The organism is Pseudomonas sp. TH43 (genome assembly GCF_016650635.1).
In the GTDB taxonomy this organism is placed as follows: Bacteria; Pseudomonadota; Gammaproteobacteria; order Pseudomonadales; family Pseudomonadaceae; genus Aquipseudomonas.
This window is the reverse complement of sequence record NZ_JAEKFI010000003.1, coordinates 117040-135525: the sequence shown is the minus strand read 5'-3', so window position 1 is coordinate 135525 and position 18486 is coordinate 117040. Positions and strand designations below refer to the sequence as shown.

At 61.5% G+C, this 18486-nt stretch carries 7 protein-coding genes; 2 read left to right on the top strand and 5 right to left on the bottom strand.

Annotation, left to right across the window (positions count from 1 at the left end):
* Positions 1-5: 5 nt before the first annotated feature.
* Positions 6-13628 (top strand): non-ribosomal peptide synthase/polyketide synthase, encoded by a 13623-nt coding sequence (locus JFT81_RS10185; RefSeq protein ID WP_201227213.1) that lies wholly within the window; start codon positions 6-8, stop codon positions 13626-13628.
* Between the two features lie 63 nt (positions 13629-13691).
* On the top strand, positions 13692-14639 hold the full coding sequence (locus tag JFT81_RS10180; RefSeq protein ID WP_201227212.1) for an alpha/beta hydrolase: 948 nt from the start codon (positions 13692-13694) through the stop codon (positions 14637-14639).
* A gap of 111 nt (positions 14640-14750) precedes the next feature.
* Here the strand turns inward: JFT81_RS10180 and JFT81_RS10175 are convergent, their stop codons facing one another.
* The 5 genes from JFT81_RS10175 to JFT81_RS10155 all read right to left on the bottom strand — a co-directional run bounded on the left by JFT81_RS10175 (position 14751) and on the right by JFT81_RS10155 (position 18390).
* Complete coding sequence (locus tag JFT81_RS10175) at positions 14751-15011, bottom strand: bacteriocin immunity protein (protein WP_201228080.1); 261 nt, start codon at positions 15009-15011, stop codon at positions 14751-14753.
* 188 nt (positions 15012-15199) lie between these two features.
* A complete protein-coding gene (locus tag JFT81_RS10170) occupies positions 15200-15457 on the bottom strand; it encodes a bacteriocin immunity protein (protein WP_201227211.1) in 258 nt (85 codons plus the stop codon).
* Positions 15458-15605: 148 nt separating this feature from the next.
* Positions 15606-15866 (bottom strand): bacteriocin immunity protein, encoded by a 261-nt coding sequence (locus JFT81_RS10165; protein ID WP_201227210.1) that lies wholly within the window; start codon positions 15864-15866, stop codon positions 15606-15608.
* Positions 15867-15953: 87 nt separating this feature from the next.
* Complete coding sequence (locus JFT81_RS10160; RefSeq protein WP_201227209.1) at positions 15954-16214, bottom strand: bacteriocin immunity protein; 261 nt, start codon at positions 16212-16214, stop codon at positions 15954-15956.
* 1 nt (position 16215) lies between these two features.
* Positions 16216-18390, bottom strand: coding sequence for an S-type pyocin domain-containing protein (locus JFT81_RS10155; protein WP_201227208.1), 2175 nt, complete (start codon positions 18388-18390; stop codon positions 16216-16218).
* Between the last annotated feature and the right edge of the window lie 96 nt (positions 18391-18486).

The window sequence follows — 18486 nt, the reverse complement described above, 5'->3', positions numbered from 1 at the left end:
ACGGCATGCAGCAGTTGATTGAATCGGTAGGCGCGCTTTCTCCCGAGAAACGCAAGGCGCTGGCGATTCTACTGGGCAAACAGGGCATTAACCTTTATGGCATCGCGCCGATTTTCCGGCGCACCGAAGGTGAACCGTTGCTGTTGTCTTATGCCCAGGAGCGGCAGTGGTTTCTCTGGCAGATGGAGCCGGACAGCGCGGCGTACCACATCCCCACGGCGTTGCGCTTGCGCGGCGCCCTGGACATGGCGGTACTGCAGCGCAGTTTCGATACGCTGATCGAGCGTCACGAAAGTCTGCGCACCGGGTTTGCCCGAGGTGATCAGGACAAGGCCATTCAACTGATCAAGGCGCCGTATGCCTTGCAGATCGAGGTTCACCCACTGGCAGGCGAAGTCGATGAGCCGCGTTTGCGCGCGGCCATCGAAGCACAGATCGCCCGCCCGTTCGACCTTGAACAGGATGCGTTGCTGCGAGTCTGCCTGTTGCAACTGGCACCGGACGATCACGTTCTGGTGATGGTGCAACATCACATCATTTCCGATGGCTGGTCGATGCAAGTGATGGTCGGCGAGCTGATCGAACTCTATGCCGGGTTCAGTCGGGGCGCGCCGGCCACGCTGGCACCGTTGCCGATTCAGTACGCCGATTTCGCCCAGTGGCAACGCAGCTGGATGGACGCCGGTGAGCGCGAGCGGCAACTGAGCTATTGGGTCGAACACCTGGGTTCGGATCCGGGCGTGCTGGAACTGCCGGCCGACCATCCGCGCCCGCTGGTGCAAAGCTATCGCGGCGCACGTCTGGATCTGCAACTGGACGCGGCGTTGAGCAAAGGCTTGCAGGACCTCGCGCGCCGTGAAGGCGTGACGATGTTCATGTTGTTGCTGGCGGCGTTCCAGACTTTGCTGCATCGCTACAGCGGTCAGGATGACATTCGCATCGGCGTGCCGATTGCCAACCGCAACCGCGCGGAAACCGAAGGGTTGATCGGCTTTTTCGTCAACACCCAAGTCCTGCGCGCCAGCCTCGACAGCAGCATGCCGTTCAGCGCTCTGTTGGCCCAGGCCAAGCAAACGGCGCTGGGCGCGCAGGCGCATCAGGACCTGCCGTTCGAGCAATTGGTCGAAGCCCTGGCGCCGGAACGCAGCCTCAGCCGCAGCCCGTTGTTCCAGGTGATGTTCAACCATCAGAGCGGCGCGCGGCAGGCCAATCAGGCCATGCAATTGCCGGGGCTTGCGGTTGAAAGTGTGAACTGGGACAGCCTCACGGCGCAGTTCGACCTGACTCTGGAAACCCATGAGTCGCCGCAAGGCGTGTGGGCCTCGCTGATCTACGCCACGGACCTGTTTGAGGCGACGTCTATCGAGCGGATGGGCCGGCACTTGCGGGCGTTGCTCAAGGGCATCGTCAGCGATGCGCAACAGCGCGTCGGCGAGTTGCCGTTGCTCGATGCCAGTGAACGGCAGGTCTTGCTGCACGACTGGAACCCTGTAGACGCTCCGTTTGCCAGCGATCTGTGCATCCACCAGTTGATCGCTCGCCAGGCGGCGCAGACCCCGGATGCACGCGCGGTGACCTTTGCCGAGCGGCACCTGACGTATGCCCAGCTTGAAGCGCGGGCCAACCCGTTGGCGCATGCCTTGATCGAGCGTGGCGTCGGCCCGGAAGTGCGGGTCGGCGTGGCGATGCAGCGCTCGGAGAATCTGCTGGTCGCGCTGCTGGCCGTACTCAAGGCGGGGGGGGTGTACGTGCCGCTTGATCCGGATTATCCGGCCGACCGTGTCGCTTACATGCTCGAAGACAGCCGTGCGTTGTGCCTGCTGACCGAACGAGAGGTCGCTGCCAATCTGGCGATCGCGGCCGATACCGACGTGCTGCTGATGGACAACGCCGCCGAAGATTTCACCGCGTACCCTGCGCATGCGCCGGACACGCGGGTGTCGGCCGACAACCTGGCGTATGTGATTTACACCTCCGGTTCTACCGGCAAACCGAAAGGCGTGGCGATTGCGCATCGCAACGTGCTGGCGCTGATCGACTGGTCGCAATCGGTGTACAGCCGCGACGATATTCAAGGCGTGCTGGCCTCGACCTCGGTGTGTTTCGACCTGTCGGTGTGGGAACTGTTTGTCACCCTGGCCAACGGTGGTTCGCTGATCATCGCCCGTAATGCGCTGGAATTGCCGCAACTGCCGGCCCGCGATCAAGTGCGGCTGATCAACACCGTGCCGTCGGCGATTGCCGCCCTGCAACGCAGCGGCGAGATCCCGCCGAGCGTGCGCATCATCAATCTGGCCGGCGAGCCGCTCAAGCAAGCGCTGGTCGACACCCTATACGCGCAACCGACGGTCGAGCATGTTTTCGACCTGTACGGTCCGTCGGAAGACACCACCTATTCGACCTGGACCCGGCGCACGGCCGGTGGCCAGCCGAGCATCGGTCGGCCACTGAAGCACACCGCCAGCTATGTCCTTGATGGCGAGCTGCAACCGGTGCCGCAAGGCGTGGCCGCCGAACTGTATCTGGCCGGTGCCGGCATCACCCGCGGTTACCTGGCCCGACCGGCGTTGACCGCAGAAAAATATCTGCCGAACCCGTTCGGCGCTCCGGGCGAGCGCTTCTACCGCACGGGTGACCTGACGCGTTATCAAGCTGACGGCAACCTGCAATACGTCGGGCGTATCGACCATCAGGTCAAGGTGCGCGGTTTCCGCATCGAGTTGGGCGAGATCGAAGCACGCCTGCTGCAACAAGACGCGGTGCGCGAACTGGCGGTGCTGGCGCAGGAAGGCGCGAGCGGTCAGCAACTGGTCGCCTACATCGTGCCGAGCGCTGCCCTGGGCAATGCCGAAGAACAAGCGCGGCTGCGCGAAGTACTCAAGGCCGGCCTGCGTGAACACCTGCCGGAGTACATGGTGCCGGCGCACTTGCTGTTCCTCGAACAACTGCCGCTGACTCCCAACGGCAAGCTTGATCGCAAGGCCCTGCCCAAACCTGATGCCGCGCTGGAACAGCACACCTATTTGGCGCCGAGCAACGACAGCGAGCGGCAATTGTGTGAGATCTGGCAGGCCGTGCTCGGGTTGGAGCAGGTGGGCGTCACGGATAACTTCTTTGCCCTGGGCGGTGACTCGATCATCTCCATTCAGGTGGTCAGCCGCGCGCGTCAGGCCGGTCTGCGCATTACCCCCAAGGATTTGTTCCAGTACCAGACCGTGCAAGGTCTGGCCCGGGTCGCCCAGCGTGGCGAGGCAGCGTTCAGCATCGAGCAGGGCGCCGTCACTGGCAGCACGCCGTTGCTGCCGTTCCAGCAACGATTCTTCGAACTGCAGATTCCTGAGCGTCAGCGCTGGAACCAGTCGCTGCTGCTCAAACCATCGCAGGCGGTCGATGCCAATGTCCTCGAACGCGCCTTGCAGGCGCTGGTGGCGCATCACGATGCCTTGCGCCTGAGCTTCAGCGAAGGCGCTGAAGGCTGGACGGCCACGCACCGTGCGCCGGATAACCAGCCGTTGCTGCAACAGGCGAGCGTGCAGCACGTCGACGAAATCGAAGCGGTGTGCGACGCCGCGCAAGGCAGCCTCGATCTGCAAAACGGCCCGCTGTTGCGCGCCGTGCTGCTGAATGTGGCCGACGGCAGTCAGCGTTTGTTGCTGGCGATCCATCACCTGGTGGTCGACGGTGTGTCCTGGCGCGTGTTGCTGGAAGATTTGCAGAACGCTTGCGAGCAACTGCAAAACGGTCAGACGATCAAACTCGCGGCCAAGACCAGCCCGTTCAAGGACTGGGCGCAACACCTGCAAACGTTCGCCGCCGGCGAGCTGCACAACGAACTGGCGTGGTGGGCCGAGCAGTTGGGCGAGGCGCCTGCCGATCTGCCTTGCGACAACCCTGCGGCAACCTTGCAAAACCGTCACGCGGTGAGTGTGGAAACCCGCCTGAATGCCGATCAGACCCGCCAACTGTTGCAACAGGCGCCCGCCGCCTATCGCACGCAGATCAACGATGTGCTGCTGACGGCACTGGCGCGGGTGATTTGCCGCTGGACCGGTCAGGCTTCGACCCTGATTCAACTCGAAGGGCATGGCCGTGAGGAGCTGTTCGACGACATCGACCTGAGCCGCACCGTTGGCTGGTTCACCAGCCTGTTCCCGGTGCGCCTGACCCCGGCCATGGGCCTGGCCGACTCGCTCAAGGCGGTCAAGGAACAGCTGCGTGGCGTGCCGAACAAAGGCCTGGGTTTTGGAGCCTTGCGTTACCTGGGCGATGAACACGCGCAGCAGACCCTCGCAGCGCAGCCGGTACCGCGCATTACCTTCAACTACCTGGGGCAGTTCGACAGCCAGTTCGACGATGCCGCGCTGTTCGTGCCCGCCAGTGAAAGCACCGGCCGTGAACAGAGTTCGTTGGCACCGCTGGCCAACTGGCTGGACATCAACGGCAAGGTCTATGGCGGTGAGCTCAACCTCAGCTGGTCGTTCAGCCACGAAATGTTCAATCAGGCGACGATCCAGCGTCTGGCTGACGACTATGCGCAAGAACTCAATGCGCTGATCGCCCATTGCTGTGAGGCGAACAACCGCGGCGTGACGCCGTCGGACTTCCCGTTGGCTGACCTGAGCCAGGCGCAGCTCGATCAGCTGATCACGGATCCGCAAGCGGTGGACAACGTTTATCCACTGTCGCCGATGCAGCAGGGCATGCTTTTCCACACCCTGTACGAACAAGGCTCGGGCGATTACATCAACCAGATGCGCGTGTCGGTGGAAGGGCTCGATGTCGAGCGTTTCCGTCAGGCCTGGCAAGCGGCGCTGGAGGCTCATGACATTCTGCGTACGCGGTTTGTCTGGGGCGGCGCGCAAGCGCAGCCACTGCAAATCGTCGAACGCACGGCCACGCTGCCGTTCACCGTTCACGACTGGCGCGGCCAGCCGAGTGAGGCGCTGGATGCGCTGGCCGAGGCCGAGCGCAGCCGTCCGTTCGATCTGAACGAGGTGCCGCTGTTACGCCTGGTGGTCGTGCGCACTGCTGCAGACCGTCACGAACTGCTCTACACCAGTCATCACATTTTGATGGACGGCTGGAGCAATTCGCAGTTGCTCGGTGAGGTGTTGCAACGCTATGCCGGGCAAGTGCCTGCAGCGACCATCGGCCGCTACAGTGATTACATCGCCTGGCTGCAGCGTCAGGACAGTCAGCTCAGCGAGCAGTTCTGGCTTGAGCGTCTGGCTCAATTTGATGAGCCGACCCGCCTGGCCCAAGGGCTGGCGGATCGTTCGGCGAGCGCAAATGGCGGGATCGAACAATATCAGCAGTGGATCGACGCCACCGGCACGTTGCGCCTGAGTGAATTTGCCCGCCAGCAAAAAGTCACCCTTAACACCTTGGTGCAAGCGGCGTGGCTGCTGCTGTTGCAGCGTTACACCGGGCAATCGACCGTGGCATTCGGCGCCACCGTGTCGGGGCGTCCGGCGAACCTGCCCGGGGTCGAGCAGCAGGTCGGCCTGTTCATCAACACCTTGCCGGTGATTGCCCGTCCGGAACCGCAACTGACGGTCAGCCAGTGGCTGCAAACCGTGCAAGAACTCAACATCGCCCTGCGTGATTTCGAACACACGCCACTGGCCGATATCCAGCGCTGGTCGGGGCAGGGCAGCGATGGCCTGTTCGACAACCTGTTGGTGTTCGAGAACTACCCGATCTCCGAAGCGCTGGAGCAAGGCTCAGCGCTGGGCCTGAATTTCGGCGCGGTCGACACCCGTGAACAAACCAACTTCCCGTTGACGGTCGGGGTCAATCTGGGCGAAACCCTGTCGGTGCATTACAGCTTTGCCACGGCGAATTTCAGCCAGGAGGCGATTATGCGTTTGCACGCACAACTGGCCTCGCTGCTGGAGCAATTCGTGCAGTCGGCCAATGCGCGTCTTGGCGCGTTGACCCTGCTCAGCCGTGAAGAGCAGAACCGTTTGCAGGACAGCAATCGTGCGCAACCCTGCACCGACCCGTTGCTGGTGCATCAGCGCATTGCGGTGATTGCGGCGCAGCAGGCGCAACAAGAGGCCGTGCGTTGTGGCGATCAGGCGTTGACCTTCGCCGCGCTTGAAACCCAGGCCAATCGCCTCGCGCATGTGTTGATCAATGAAGGCGTCGGCCCGGAAGTGCGCGTCGGCGTAGCCCTGCCGCGCAGCCCATCGATGCTGGTGGCCTTGCTCGCCGTGCTCAAGGCCGGCGGCGCCTACGTGCCGCTGGATGCCAGTTATCCGCGCGAGCGCCTGGCTTATCTGATCGAAGACTCGGGCATCGCCCTGTTGCTCACTGATTCGCAACTGCGCACCCAGTTACCGCTGAGCGCCGGTCTGCGCGCACTGGACCTGGACACGCTGTCGAGCGCCGAATGGCCAGACGTTGCGCCGCAGGTCGACGTGCAGGCGGAAAACCTCGCCTACGTGATTTACACCTCAGGTTCCACCGGACAACCCAAGGGGGTGTGCGTAGCGCACGGCCCGCTGGCGATGCATTGCCAGGCCATCGGCCAGCGCTATGAAATGACCCCGGACGATTGCGAACTGCATTTCATGTCGTTCGCTTTCGACGGCGCACATGAGCGTTGGCTGACCCCGCTGACTCATGGCTCGCGGCTGTTGTTGCGTGACGACAGTCTGTGGAGCCCGGAGCAGACCTATACCGCCATGCAACAGCACGGCGTGACGGTGGCGGCGTTCCCGCCGGTGTACCTGCAGCAATTGGCCGAGCACGCCGAACAGGTTGGTCAGCCGCCCGCAGTGCGCATCTACTGCTTCGGCGGCGACGCCGTGCCCAACGACAGTTTCGAGCGGGCGCGTGCCGCGCTGGCGCCGCAGTACATCATCAACGGTTACGGGCCGACCGAAACCGTGGTCACTCCGCTGATCTGGAAGGCCGGACGCAATGATGAGTGCGGCGCGGCCTATGCACCCATCGGCACGCGTATCGGCGACCGCAGCACCTGTGTGCTCAGCGCTGATCTCAACGCGTTGCCACAGGGCGTGATGGGCGAGTTGTACCTGGGCGGCACCGGGCTGGCCCGGGGTTATCTGGATCGTCCGGCGATGACCGCTGAACGCTTCGTACCCGATCCGTTCGGGGCGCCGGGCAGTCGTCTGTATCGCAGCGGTGACCTGGTGCGGGAGCGCGCCGATGGCGTGTTTGACTATCAGGGCCGCGTCGACAATCAGGTGAAAATCCGTGGTTTCCGCATCGAACTGGGCGAAATCGAAGCGCGTCTGCTGGAACTGAGCAGCGTGCGCGAAGCCGTGGTGCTGGCGCATGCCGGGCCCAGCGGCAAGCAACTGGTGGCGTATCTGGTGCCGACGCAGTCGGTGGCAGAAGCCCATTTGGGCGAATGGCGCGACAGCGTGCGCAACGCCCTCAAGGAGAGTCTGCCAACGCACATGGTGCCGGCGCACTTGATGGTGCTGGCGCAACTGCCGGTGACCCCGAACGGCAAGCTGGATCGCAAGGCGCTGCCGGCACCGGATGCCAGCCTGATGCAGAACAGCTACGTGGCGCCGCGCAACGACATGGAGCAACGCATCGCCACGATCTGGGCCGATGTCCTGCGCCTTGAACGTGTCAGCGCCACGGACAACTTCTTCGAGCTGGGTGGTGATTCGATCATCTCGATTCAAGTGGTCGGCCGTGCGCGGCAGGCCGGTATCCAGTTCACGCCCAAGGATTTGTTCCAGCACCAGACCGTGCAGGCACTGGCGGCAGTCGCGCAACTGGGCGGCACGCTGCTGAGCATCGACCAGGGACCGGTCAGCGGCGCGACGCCGTTGCTGCCGTTCCAGCAATGGTTCTTCGCCAGCGAGATTCCCCAGCGGCATCACTGGAACCAGTCGTTGCTGCTCAAACCGGCGATGACCCTGCACGCCGACACCGTTTCGCAAGTGCTTCAGGCACTGGTTGTGCATCACGATGCCTTGCGCTTGTCGTTCAGTGAAACGACTGACGGCTGGACAGCCACTCACCGCCCGATCGATCCTGCGCAAGCACTGCTCTGGCAGCGCACGCTGACCGATCCGGGTGAAATCGAAGCCACCAGTCAGCAGGCCCAGGGCAGCCTCAATCTGCACGACGGTCCGCTGCTGCGAGGTGTGCTGCTCGATCTGCCGGACCACACTCAGCGTTTGCTGCTGGTGGTGCATCACCTGGTGGTCGACGGTGTCTCGTGGCGTGTTCTGCTGGAGGATCTGCACACCGCGTTCAGCCAGATTCAGGCCGGGCGCGAGGTCGCGTTGCCGGCCAAGACCAGCGCCTTCAAAGCCTGGGCCGAACGCCTGCAGGCGCACACCGCCAGCCTCGATGATGAACAGGCCTTCTGGCGTGAGCACTTGCAGGGGGCGAGCGCCACGTTGCCGTGCGAGCGCCCCGGCGGCAGCCTGGAAAACCGCTACGCGCAAAGTGTGCAGACGCGTCTTGCCCCTGAGCTGACCAAACAACTGTTGCAACAGGCCCCGGCGGCTTATCGCACCCAAGTCAACGACCTGCTGCTGACCGCACTGGCGCGTGTCATCAGCCGCTGGAGCGGGCATGCCTCGGCGCTGATTCAGCTGGAAGGTCATGGTCGTGAAGACCTGTTTGACGATATCGATCTGAGCCGCACCCTCGGCTGGTTCACCAGCGTGTTCCCGGTGCACCTGACGCCGGCCAGCGGGCTCGCTGATTCGATCAAGCAGATCAAGGAACAACTGCGCGCGATTCCCGACAAGGGCATCGGTTTTGGCGCCTTGCGTTATCTGGGCGATGTGTCGGCGCGTGAGGCTTTGGCTGACCTGCCAACGCCGAAAATCACCTTCAACTACCTTGGCCAGTTCGACAGCCAGTTCGACGAAGCTGCGCTGTTCCTGCCGGCCGGCGAAAGTGCCGGCAATGACCTCAGCGATCGCGCCCCTCTGGGCAACTGGTTGTCGGTCAACGGCCAGGTGTATGGCGGTGAGCTGAGCCTGTCGTGGAGCTTCAGCGAGCAGATGTTCGACACCGCGACCGTGCAGGCATTGGCCGATGATTACGGGCGTGAACTGACGGCGCTGATCGACCACTGCGTGGTTCCGGGCAACCACGGCCTGACGCCGTCGGACTTCCCGCTGGCCGCGCTGAGTCAGGCGCGTCTGGACAGTTTGCCCGTGGCGGTCGCGGACATCGAAGACATCTATCCGTTGTCGCCGATGCAGCAGGGCATGCTGTTCCACACCTTGTCCGATGATGGCGACGATCTCTACGTCAACCAGCTCAACCTGTCGGTGGAAGGCCTCGATATCGAGCGCTTCCGTGCCGCGTGGGAATGCGTGGTGCAGCGTCACGAAATTCTGCGCACGTCGTTCCACTGGCAAGACAGCCAGGCGTCACCCGTGCAGATCGTCCACCGACAGGGCGTGGTTGACCTGCAAGCGCTGGACACGCCGATGGATGATGCGCAACTCGCCGAGTTCGCCCGCCAGCAGCGCGTTCAGGGCTTTGCGCTGGATCGCATGCCGTTGCAGCGCACGCGCCTGATTCGTCTGGGTGCGGACAAGTACCAATTGATCTGGACCAGCCACCACATCCTGATGGACGGCTGGAGCAGTTCGCAGTTGTTCGGCGAGGTGCTGCAGCATTACGCAACCGGTCAGGTTGAAGGCGAGAGCGGTCGTTATCGCGACTTTATCGCGTGGTTGCAGCAGCAGGATTCGGCGCAACTGGAGCAGTTCTGGCGCGGCCATTTGCAGACGCTGGTCGAACCGACCGCGTTGAGCCAGGCGATGCACCCGCGTCACGAGTCCGCCGAGCACGGTCACCAGGCGTTGTACACCCGTTGGGATGCACAGCAGACCGCTTTGTTGCAGCAGCATTGCCGAGCGCAGGGCATCACCGCCAACACGCTGATTCAAGGCGCATGGTTGCTCTTGTTGCAGCGCTACACCGGGCAGCACAGCGTGGCGTTTGGTGCCACCGTGGCCGGACGCCCGGAAGGCTTGCCGAATGCCGGCAGCATGCTGGGCCTGTTCATCAATACCTTGCCGGTGATCCAGACCCTCGATCCGGCACAGCCGCTGAACGCCTGGCTGAGCAGTCTGCAGGCTTATAACCTCGACCTGCGTGAACATGCTCACGCACCGCTGGCGGACATTCAGCGCTGGTCGGGGCAGGGCGGGCAAGCCTTGTTCGACAGCATCATCGTGTTCGAGAACTACCCGATTGACCAGCGTCTGGAACAGGCTCCGGGCGGCTTGCGCTTCGGCACCTCGGCCAGCCATGACGTGACCAACTTCCCGATGGACCTGGCGGTGCATCTGGGCGAAGAGTTCTCCATTGAGTACCTGTTCCTGCGTGATCGCTTCAGTGTCGAAGCGGTCGAGCGGATCCGTCAGACCATGGAAGTGTTGCTGCAGAGCATGATGCAGCAGCCGACCGAGCGTCTGGGCAATCTGCAACGTCTGGCTGCGCCACAATGGCAGGCCTTGCAGCAGTGGGGCGCAGAACCGGCGGCGGTGCACCGGCGCGAGCTGTTACCGGCGATGATTGCCGCGCAACGCCCTGAGGCGATCGCCGCCGAATGTGCCGACGAGCAGTTGAGCTATGCGCAACTCGAGCGCCGTGCCAACCAGTTGGCGCATCATTTGATCGCGGCGGGTGCCGGTCCGGAAATGCTGATCGGTGTCGCACTCGAGCGCTCGCTCGACATGCTGGTGGCCTTGCTCGCGGTGTTCAAAAGTGGCGCTGCCTACGTGCCGCTGGACATCGATTATCCGATTGATCGCCTGGCCTTCATGATCGAAGACTCCGGCATGCGTCAGATGATCAGCCGTGGCGCCGCCAGCCAGCGCTTGCCGCTGCCGGCGAACCTGCCATTGCTCGATCTCGATCATTTCGATGGCAATCAATATCCGCACACCGCACCGCGGGTGCAGACCTGTGATGACAGCCTCGCGTACCTGATCTACACCTCGGGCTCTACCGGTTTACCCAAAGGTGTTGCGGTGACGCACGGACCGCTGAGCATGCATTGCCAGGCGATCCGCGAACTGTACGAAATGGACGCCAGCACCCGCGAATTGCACTTCATGTCGTTCGCCTTCGATGGCGCGCATGAGCGCTGGCTGACCACCCTGGCCTTCGGCGGCACCCTGGTGCTGCGCGATCATGAACTGTGGACGCCGGAGCAGACCAGCCACGCCTTGCTCAGCCGTTCGATCGACATCGCCTGCTTCCCGCCTGCCTACCTCAAGCAGGTGGCCGAGTACGTCGAGGCCAGCGGTATGGCCGTGCCGAAGGTGCGCATTTACTGCCTGGGCGGTGACGCTGTGCCGGAGCAGACCCTGGCGCAAGTGCGCCGCGTGTTGCAGCCGCAGTTCATCACCAACGGTTACGGCCCGACCGAAACCGTGGTCACGCCGATGCTCTGGAAAGCGCCGAACGATGAAGCCTGCGCTGCCGCCTATGCGCCGATCGGGCGAGTGGTCGGCCAACGCTCGCTGTGGGTGCTGGACGACGATCTCAATCCGCTGCCACAAGACTTGTCCGGGCAGTTGTATATCGGCGGCTACGGGGTTGCCCGTGGTTACCATGGCCGTGCGGCCATCACCGCCGAGCGCTTCGTGCCGGATCCGTTCGGCGCGCCGGGCGGTCGTCTGTACCGCAGCGGCGACCTGGTGCGCCTGCGTCACGACGGCATCCTCGATTACGTCGGCCGCGCCGACCATCAAGTGAAGATTCGCGGCTTCCGCATCGAACTGGGTGAAATCGAAGCCTGCCTGCGCGCTCAGGACGGCGTCACCGATGCCGTGGTCATCGCCCGTGACGGCGTCTCGGGCAAACAGTTGATCGGTTACGTGGTCAGCGCCGACGACAACGCCGGTGACCGTCTGAAGACCCTGTTGCGCGCACAGTTGCCGGAATACATGGTGCCGCTGCAGATCATTGGTCTGGCGCGCCTGCCGATCTCGCCGAACGGCAAACTGGACCGCAAAGCGCTGCCGGAGCCTGAGTTCTGCGCCGATCAATATCAGGCGCCACGCAACGAGCAGGAACGTTGGCTGGCAGAGATCTGGGCCGACGTGCTGCAAGTGGAGCAGGTGGGTATCAGCGACAACTTCTTCGAGTTGGGCGGTGATTCGATTCTCAGCCTGCAAGTGATTTCCCGGGCACGGAACCATGCGCAACTGAACCTGGAGATCAAGCTGCGCGACCTGATGCGCTTCCAGACCATTGGCAACCTGTTCGACCAGCAAGCGGTCGCGCACTCGAGTCAGACTGCCGACAGCAGTCATGTGGCGCAGGCTGGCGCGTTTGGTCTGTTGCCGATCCAGGAGTGGTTCTTCGCCGAGGACATGAGTGAACCGCAGCATTTCAACCAGGCGATGATGCTGCGTTCGCGCCAGGCACTGGATGCTCCGGCACTGGAGCAGACGCTGCGGTTGATGCTCGAGCAGCATGATTCGTTGCGCCTGCGCTTCTATCAGGACCAGGGCCGCTGGTTGCAGCACTATCAAACGTTGCCAGACAGCTTGCGCATCGCTGAGCGCAACCCGTTGCTGTGGCAACGGGAGATCAGCGACATCGAGCAACTCGACGCACTGGTCAACCAGGCCCAGCGCAGCCTCAACCTGCTCGATGGGCCACTGATGCGCGGCCTGCTGGTGAACCTGCCGGACGGCGAGGTGCGTCTGCTGTTGGTGGTGCATCACCTGGTGATCGATGCGGTGTCGTGGCGGGTATTCCTGCAAGACTTGCAACTGGCCTACGAGGCGTTCAGTCAGGGCCGCGAACCGCAACTGGCGCAGCGCACCAGCAGCTATCGCGCTTGGGCCGATGGCCTCGCGGCGCAGGTGCCGGCACTGGCCGAGCAAGAGCTGGATTACTGGCTGGCACAGCTGGATCAGCCGGGCAAGGATCTGCCGTGTGACAACCCGCGTGGCAAGAACCTGGTGCGTTTCCGCGAAGAAACCTTCATGGGCCTCGATGCCACCCGTACCGGGCAGTTGCTCAAACAGGCGCCAGCGGTGTACGGCACGCAGATCAACGATCTGCTGCTGACGGCGCTCGGTCGTGTGCTGTGTCGCTGGAGCGAGGCCGAGTCGGTGCTGGTGCAACTGGAAGGGCACGGCCGTGAAGACCTGGTCGAAGGGCTGGACCTGAGCCGCACGCTCGGTTGGTTCACCACCATGTTCCCGGTACGGCTGGCGCCGTTGACCGAGCAGGATTTCGGCGCGTCGATTCTGGCGGTACGCGAGCAGTTGGCGGCGGTGCCGCAGAAGGGCGTCGGCTACGGCGCGTTGCGCTACATGGCCGATGCGTCGGTGCAACAGCGTCTGGCGGCGTTGCCACAGGCGCGACTGACCTTTAACTACCTGGGGCAGTTCGACCAGACCTTTGATGAGCAGGCGATGCTGATGCCGGCGGACGAGCACATCGGCGACGTCTACAGCCTGGACGCCAACCTTGGCAACTGGCTGGAAATCGTCGGTCAGGTGTTCGACGGCAAGCTGTCGATGCGCTGCATGTACAGCACCCGTCGCTTCCGCCCAAGCACCATCGAGACCTTGATGCAGCAGTATCAGGCCGAGCTGGAAGCGCTGGTCGAGCATTGCCTGCAACAGTCGGCGCGCTGAGCCGGTCTTTAACTTTTTGAGAGGGGCGGTGTGCATTGCGCGCAGCGCCCCGGGATGTGATGCATGCCATTGAATTCGGAAGTAGCGGCGTTTCTTGATCTGGTCGAAGACAGTCAGAACGACGCGTTTCACCAAGGGACACCCGAGCAGGCGCGTGGGGCGTTCGAGCAGTCCTCGCAACAGATGCGTTGGGCCGTGCCGGATGTCGACGTGAGCGAGGTGCAACACCGTGCCCGCGACGGCGCTGAACTGACCTTGCGGCTGTACCGTCCGTTGCAAAAGGGCGGTGTCTTGCCGGTGCTGCTGTTTTTGCACGGCGGTGGTTTTGTCGTCGGCAGCCTCGATTCCCACGACGGTATCTGCCGCGAGTTCTGCGCGCGCACGCCGTGTGCAGTGTTGTCGGTCGGCTACCGCCGCGCGCCGGAACACAAGTTCCCGGTGGCATTGCACGATTGTGCCGATGCACTGGATTGGCTGCGCGAACAGGCTGGTGAATTTGCTCTCGACCTGTCGCGCCTGGTGTTTGGCGGCGACAGCGTCGGCGCCACGCTGGCGACCGTGCTGGCGCTTGAGGCGCGCGCCCCCGGTGCGCTGAAACCGTGCCTGCAATTGCTCTGCTACCCGGTGACCGACGCCTCGCAGCGCCGTGAATCGATGGACTTGCTCGGCGAAGGCTACCTGCTGGAAAGCGATACCCTGGAATGGTTCTACCAGCACTACGCCCGCAGCATCGAGGACCGCAGCGACTGGCGCTTCTCGCCACTGCTGAGCGACGACCTCGCCGGCGCCGCCCCGGCCTACATCGCCCTGGCAGGCTTCGACCCGCTGCTGGACGAAGGCCGCGCCTACGCCGAACGTTTGGCCAGCACCGGAGGATTGCTTGAATGCCGCGAATTCAGCGGCCACGTTCACGACTTCCTGCGCATGCGCATGGTCACTGAAGAGGTGGAGGCAATTTATCAGGAGCTGGTGGCTGTGCTGCGCACTGTGATGTATCCCGAAACGGTCTAATCCGCCCTGGCCTGATGTGTGCGCCCACACATCCGGCCATCAACATCCGTCCCTGTAGGAGCGAGCCTGCTCGCGAAGAGGCCGGTCCTGACAGCTTGTTTCAGGAACTGACTATTCCGGTTTGAAACCTGGTTTGCCGTTGGCGGCTCGCCATTCTTTGATGGCTTTTAGTACGCCGGCTGCGCTGTCCTCAACGCCTTCTTCGGGATAGTACAGAATGTCTATTTCATTCGGGTGTTCCGAAGTTTTTACGATGTTTTCTACAATGTCATCGTGTTCTTTCTCTGAACGGTAATTTCCTTGGAATAGCCGGTTTATAAGGCCGAGATATTCTGATTCTGTGTAGTGTTCAAACTTGGCCTTCAATACCATTTTCAAATTATCTCTACCAATACCGGACAATATTGAATCCGTGGCGAGGGAGCTTGCTCCCGCTGGTCTGCGCAGCAGACCTGAATCGCCATACGCGGAGCGTCAGGCAAACCTTGAACTCTGGTTTACGACTGCTGCGCAGCCGAGCGGGAGCAAGCTCCCTCGCCACAGGGTTATGCTGGAACTGACTATTCCGGTTTGAAACCTGGTTTGCCGTTGGCGGCTCGCCATTCCTTCACTTTGCTAACGATCGCTTCCGGGGTCGCCTCCTCGTCGGAGTCGGCGTAATAAATCATGTCCGAGCCGTGGGGGTGTTCAGTCAACTCTTCAAATAACAGCACTGCGCGGACCTGTTCTTTTTCCGAGTCAAATTGCGCATTGCAAATTCCGGATACGAACCGCAGAAAATCTGTTTCGGTGTAATCGGAAAGAATTGGTTTGTGCATTTCAATTTTTTTCCTTGTGGATTTCAGAGTGTGGTTTTGGTGGGGTGGCTCCGATGTTTTTAATGTCGTAGATCTCACCGCTTTTGGATATTTATTTCGTGTGGTGTAGTTTGAAATTAATTTGGCTAACAGTTTTTTCAAGGACTGACTATTCCGGTTTGAAACCTGGGTTTCCGTTGGCGGCTCGCCATTCTTTGATGGCTTTTAATACGCCTGCGGGACTGTCTTCAACGCCTTCTTCCGGGTAGTACAAAATCCCTGTTCCGTTTGGATGCTCTGAAGTCCGGACGATATTATTTACAATTGCATCGTGCTCCCGCTCTGAGGAATAGTCTCCCTCCACCAAACGATTTATTAAGGCTGCATATTCTGACTCTGTGTATTCCTCAAACTTGGCCTTCAATACCATTTTAAAATTATCTCTCCCAGTGCCGTACAACATTGAACCTGTGGCGAGGGAGCAAGCTTCCCCGCCACAGGGTTAAGCTGGAACTGACTATTCCGGTTTGAAACCTGATTTACCGTTGGCAGCTCGCCATTCCTTGACCGCACCAAGCACTCCATTCGGGCTATCCTCAACACCCTCTCTCGGGTCGTAGAGCACACCCGTGCCATCAGGATGTTCAGAGGTCCGAACGATGTTTTCTACGATTTCATCGTGTTCTTTTTCTGATGAATAGGTGCCTGAAAATAATTTTTCGATCAGTTTCAAGTATTCACTTTCCGTGTATTCAAATAAATGATCTTTAAGCTTCATGTCATTGGTCTTCTGTTTTTTTGTGAATTTTGATGTGCGCTCTAGGTGTCATTACTTTAAGGTTGTCCATGTTGTAGACTTCTCCGCCCTCACTGATAGGGTCGTGATGGTGGATCTCAAGTTTCGCTCGCTTTCCAACTTGCTCCTGAGGAACTGCTGTAGGGGCTAATTTTTTTCTCATATCCGTTTGCCTAAGCTTCGTAAATTGCGCACTTAGCATCTCGTCTTGTCCCATTGCCTTCCAAAACGCCCGCCTAAACGCTTTAAAACTGGAAAACTCCCGCCCCCTCAGCTTATCCGCAATCTGCGCGGGTACCGGCGCGCCGTCCGGGGTTGACGCCGTCCCCAGCCAATTACCCGATATCACTTGTCCATTCCCTGTAGCGATTCCCGGATCCTGTCGGCGATCCCTGAACATCGTGAAGGTCGGCGGGATGCCGGACTCGATCGGGAATACGGTGATGAAGCCACTGAAGCCGTACTGATCCAGTTCGGGAAACGGGTCGACCCGCCCGCCTTGCGGGGTGGCCGTTGCACCTTCGTAGATCGGCAGATCGGTGTCGGCGAACGGTAAGGCCGTCGAAGGATTCAGCGGCTGTACCAAAGGCGTCCAGGTCAGGGTGGGACCCTTGGCCTCGGCGTCGCCGGAGACGTATACATTTTTGCCGGCATCAAAGCGGGCCAGTCTTACTGGCACGTTGGCGGGTACCGTGACGCCGTCCGTACCGACGACGACAATCTCTACGCGGTTGCCGATCGTCCTGGAACCAAGCCTTGCCGGCAGGTCGACGTCTTTGCCGTTGGCCGCTCGTTCGTACAGGTCGACAGCGTTCAGATCGGGAGCGAGTTCCGCGAGCGGAACGCTGGCCGAATAAAGATCACCGCTGCCCAGCCTGGAGGGAATCAGCAGTGCTGCGAAGCCGACCAGCGCGGGCGCAGCTGCGGCACTCAAGATAGAAACGGCTGTGCGCAAAGCGGTTCTGAGCGCCAGTGAGGTGGCTTGGCTGGTGGCGATGTGGCCGAGGGTGCCGCTAAACGTTGAGTCAAACGCCGCCATTGAGCCAACGTTGGCGAACGTCGGACTTTGCCAGCGCGCATCGCTCTCGGCTTGCCATTGTTCATGCAGGCGTTTGTTTTGCGCGGCCAGTTTGGCCTCGGCTTGGGCCGCGCGGTGCGCCTGCTGCTGCCTTTTCCTTTTGGCTTTTTTCTGTGCCTGACTCTGTTCCCTCAGGCGCTGTGCTTCCTCGTCTCGCTGAATCCGCGCCTGTTCAGCCTCGGCTTCTGCCTCACGTTTTGCCTGCGCCTGACGCGCGAGAAGGGCCTGCTCGGCGGCGAGGCGATCCCGCTCGGCAGCCGCGCGTTGAGCCTCTGCCTGTTCATGTTGACGACGAGCCTCTTCGGCCAATGCTTGTTGACGCTGCTGCTCGGCGGCGACTCGGGCGCGTTCGGCTGCCGCGCGTTGAGCTTCTTCCTGTTCCCGTTGGCGACGTGCTGCATCTGCCAACGCCTGTTGCCGCTGTTGCTCCGCAGCAATCCTGGCGCGTTCAGCGGCCTGACGTGCCGCTTCGGCGGCAGCCGCTTGCGCCTGTTCGTTGGCCTGCACGGTCGTCAGCCAGTTGTGCACATTGGCTTGTTGTTGATGCAGAACCGTGAGGGTCTGGGCCAGCAACCTGGCTTCGAGCGCCGCGCGATAGGACTGTTTCCACAGGTTCATTCCCGGGCCGTTGGGGCTGAGAATCGGGTCGACGATCTGCGCGCGGGAAAGGAACTGGAAAACTGTTTTATCGGTTGGATCGCTGCCATAAAAGCCGTGGGACAACTGGGTCTCGTACAGCAGTTGCTGGCTCTTGCGCTGAATCACGGTGTTGCGTACACCCAGCTCGCGGATCAGCGATGCCGCCGGTGGTAGCGGGTGGGTCGAAACCTCCTGTCGGGCGGCTGCCAGATCCGCTTCGATGGTCAACGGGATGTGTGTGGTTTTGCCTTGATATTCCGCTTCCAGCGGGCTGGTGAAGTGTTGCAGCACTTGCTGATAGCGACTGGTGTTTCGCGGCGGGCCGAATCGGCCACTGTTGGGAATCGTGGTGCCGGTTGAGGGATTTATACGCATGCCAGGAGGCGCTGTCGCAGTCGTGTGGACTGCCTCGGTCAATACGAACGGCGGTGGTTTTTGCATATTCATATCCTTTTGAATGTGCATTGTTTTTCGATAAGTAACGGGTAAGCAGTCAGTTGCTTCCTGCCAATCAAAGTTACAACGAAGTGCTCAGGG

Excerpts from the sequence above, each read along its gene's own strand:
- JFT81_RS10185 (WP_201227213.1), top strand. The coding sequence starts at position 6 with ATGCAGCAGTTGATTGAATCGGTAGGCGCGCTTTCTCCCGAGAAACGC.
- JFT81_RS10160 (WP_201227209.1), bottom strand. The coding sequence starts at position 16,214 with ATGAAGCTTAAAGATCATTTATTTGAATACACGGAAAGTGAATACTTG.
- JFT81_RS10180 (WP_201227212.1), top strand. The coding sequence starts at position 13,692 with ATGCCATTGAATTCGGAAGTAGCGGCGTTTCTTGATCTGGTCGAAGAC.
- JFT81_RS10170 (WP_201227211.1), bottom strand. The coding sequence starts at position 15,457 with ATGCACAAACCAATTCTTTCCGATTACACCGAAACAGATTTTCTGCGG.
- JFT81_RS10175 (WP_201228080.1), bottom strand. The coding sequence starts at position 15,011 with ATGGTATTGAAGGCCAAGTTTGAACACTACACAGAATCAGAATATCTC.
- JFT81_RS10155 (WP_201227208.1), bottom strand. The coding sequence starts at position 18,390 with ATGCAAAAACCACCGCCGTTCGTATTGACCGAGGCAGTCCACACGACT.
- JFT81_RS10165 (WP_201227210.1), bottom strand. The coding sequence starts at position 15,866 with ATGGTATTGAAGGCCAAGTTTGAGGAATACACAGAGTCAGAATATGCA.